Origin of the sequence: Wohlfahrtiimonas larvae, from assembly GCF_002006755.1 — a bacterium.
In the GTDB taxonomy this organism is placed as follows: Bacteria; Pseudomonadota; Gammaproteobacteria; order Cardiobacteriales; family Wohlfahrtiimonadaceae; genus Wohlfahrtiimonas; species Wohlfahrtiimonas larvae.
Genome location: NZ_MVDO01000159.1, coordinates 1 through 3,141, shown reverse-complemented (window position 1 = coordinate 3,141; position 3,141 = coordinate 1). Strand labels below are relative to the sequence as shown.

4 protein-coding genes are annotated in these 3,141 nt (G+C 36.4%); all 4 read right to left on the bottom strand.

Annotated features, from left to right (window positions below):
• Positions 1–144: 144 nt before the first annotated feature.
• Positions 145–705: a YqgE/AlgH family protein gene (locus BZK14_RS08900; protein ID WP_077926156.1), complete on the bottom strand. Its 561-nt coding sequence runs from the start codon at positions 703–705 to the stop codon at positions 145–147.
• Positions 695–1,663, bottom strand: coding sequence for a glutathione synthase (gene gshB / locus BZK14_RS08895; RefSeq protein ID WP_077926155.1), 969 nt, complete (start codon positions 1,661–1,663; stop codon positions 695–697). Before gshB ends, BZK14_RS08900 begins: the two co-directional genes overlap by 11 nt.
• 77 nt (positions 1,664–1,740) lie before the next feature.
• The gene (locus BZK14_RS08890) at positions 1,741–2,481 is read right to left on the bottom strand and encodes a 16S rRNA (uracil(1498)-N(3))-methyltransferase (protein WP_077926154.1); all 741 of its coding nucleotides are present in this window, start codon (positions 2,479–2,481) and stop codon (positions 1,741–1,743) included.
• Positions 2,482–2,484: 3 nt separating this feature from the next.
• The coding region (locus BZK14_RS08885) for a lysophospholipid acyltransferase family protein (protein ID WP_077926153.1) at positions 2,485–3,141 on the bottom strand (657 nt) is incomplete at its 5' end.

The window sequence follows — 3,141 nt, the reverse complement described above, 5'->3', positions numbered from 1 at the left end:
TTTGAAGATTCTAGTCATGGTGCAATTGCTGCAATTACAGCCAATGTTCCTGTTATTATCGTGCCAGATATGTTGCCTGTATCAGAAGAGATTCGAGGAAATGTATTAAAGGAGTGTGAATCTCTTCTAGACGCTAAGGAATTTTTAAGCACTACCCATTTGTTCCGATAAATTTTGAAGATTAACGCCCGAGCTTTTAAATAATTGATGCCATAATAACTCTTTTGTTTCTTTAGAAAAAAGGAAGCGTTTATCAAAAGGAATTGGCATCCAAATATTATTTTTGAGTTCATTGTTAAATTGTGGAGTATCCCAAACAGAATAGCTATCGACAATAGAATGAGCAATATCAGGGTAAGAGTCGAGAATTGTTGCAAGGACATCTGCAGATGTTGTCAGATCTATACCAGGCACAATTTCAATGGCTTTTGTCCATTGCTGAATATGCTCATGTAATACAAATAGCTCTTTCAGGCGAATAGGGCCACCCGAAATAAAGTTGAGTTTGTCCATGTCATTGGGCTCAATATCTAAAGCATATTGTTCTTTAAGCTCATGGTTCGAGAGAAGATTCTGCTGATTAATAATGATCCCTAATACAAATTGTTCTGTATGTTCGACAATAAAAATTACAGAATGATGAAAAATATCATCTTTAATATGCGGCATACTGATTAAAAATTGGCCGCGGTAATTAACTGCCATTACGTTTATCTTTCCACTCTTCAATTAATACAGTAATAAGGTCTTGGCCGACAGGAATACCTGTTGAATTTTCTATTTGGCGAATTCCTGTTGGGCTTGTCACATTAATTTCTGTTAAATATTCACCGATTACATCTAAGCCAACAAAATATAGCCCTCGTTTTTTCAATTCTGGTGCAACTTTGGCGCAGATTTCAAAATCATGTTCAGATAATGGTTCGACAATTGCAGTACCACCAACGGCTAAATTAGCACGGGTTTCGCCTTCCGCAGGAATGCGTGTCATAGAATAGGGAACAGGTTCACCATTGATTAATAAAATGCGCTTATCACCTTTTGTAATTTCAGGAATATAGCGCTGAATCATCACAGGTGTTTTTTGATGTTCCGTTAATGTTTCCATGATTACATTAAGATTAGGATCTGTTTCTTGGATTCTAAAGATCGCACTACCACCCATACCATCTAATGGTTTGATGATAGTATCGTGATGTTTTGCTATAAAATTTTTCAAATGTTGATATTGGCTCGTGATCAGCATTGGTGGGCATAATTCAGGGAACCAAGTTGTATAAAGTTTTTCATTACAATCACGCAATGATTTTGGGTTATTGCAAACTAAGGCACCTTGTTTTTCTGCCAATTCTAGAAGATATGTCACATAAATATAGTGCATATCAAATGGAGGATCTTTACGCTGTAGGAGGATATCATTTTCAGAGAATGTGATAACTTCTGCTTCTTTTAGTTGATACCATTCTTCTTGTGAGAGATCGATGTGAACGGCTTGTACTGTTGCTTTCGCTAAAGTTTCATCCACAAAAATAGCAGAAGGCTCAACATAATAGCATTCATCCGCAAGGTCTTGAGCAGCCATCATCATGGATAGCGTGCTGTCTTTATGGATATTCAGGCTATGAAGTGGGTCCATGATGAAGAATATGCGAGGAAGTTTCATGACAGTTTCCTAAAATTGGTAGTATTAAAATCTATGATGACACTAACAATGGTGACTGTACAGATGAAAAACAAGGGTTATGCCCAATCTCCCAATCGAGAATGTAAACTGCTTAATACGGATAATGCTGCTGTTTCTGTACGTAAAATTCTTTTTCCTAATGAAACAGGATGGCAATTTGGATGATTAGAGAATAGTGATAACTCAGTATCGCTGAAACCACCTTCAGGACCGATGATGATGCCAAAATCAGTTTGTTCCATGGATTGATCATTGAGCCATTGTCCCAAAGATTTTTCTGCGATGGGTGATAAAATTAGATAAGGGCGATCGTCTAATATTTCTTGGATATTTTTTAAGGAAACGAAATCTGTCAATGTTGGCACAATATTCAATCCACATTGTTCACAAGCGCTTTCTAAAATACCTTGCCAATGAGATAGCTTTTTATCTTGTTTATCACCTGTACTTAGTTTAAAGCTGCTGTGTTCGCTTGTGAATGGTGTGAGTTTAGATATCCCTAATTCTGTTGCTTTTTGGAATACAAAGTCCATTTTATCAAATTTAGCAAAGCTTTGAATCAAGTGAATATTTAATCTAGAAGTGCGATTGTCTTCATTAAATTTGATCAGTTTAGCTAACAAAGAACGCTTATTGATGTCTGTAATCTTTGCATGATATTCTCCGCCTTTACCGTTGAATAAAGTTAATGTTTCCCCTTCTTTTTTACGCATCACACGCACAATGTGATTGAATTGAGAATCTGTTAATTCAATAGTGGCATCGAGTGCCAATGGCAAAGCAATATAAATACGCATAGATTAATGATATCGGTTTGACTCGCCTTCTGGCGCGGTTTTAAAACGTTTATATGTCCATAGATATTGTTCAGGAGATTTTCTGATCTCTGTTTCTATGGCTAGATTTAATGCAGTGATAGATTCTAAAGTATCGTCACTTTGTAATTGATCATCAATTTTAATGAGTTCAATGGTGAATGTACCAGTAGTAAGATTACGTTTAGAAGCGACAATATAGGCAGGGATTTTGAAGCGATTAGCAAGTTTAGAAACCAATGTCATTGTGCTTGCTTCTAACCCAAAAAAAGGTGCGAACATACCATCTTTAGCACCAGGATCTTGATCGGGTAAAATACCAACACTACGACCATTTTTCATGGCTTTCATCATGTCACGAATACCTTGAGCAGTGGTCGAAACTAATGTTGCGCCGTTTTTGCCTCGACCTGAAATAATTAATGGATCTATATATAAACGGCTCGGACGATATAGAGTTGCTAAGGGGTACAGAGATGATGCATATAATCCACTTAACTCCCATGAGCCAAAATGTGGTGTGATGAAGATCATCTGACTAAATTTTTTTTGATCTTCTATAAATTCAGGAGGTAGTGTGATATTTGTGACAGATTGTAATATTTTTTCATAAGAATTGAGCCACATAAAGCTTAGTTCAAA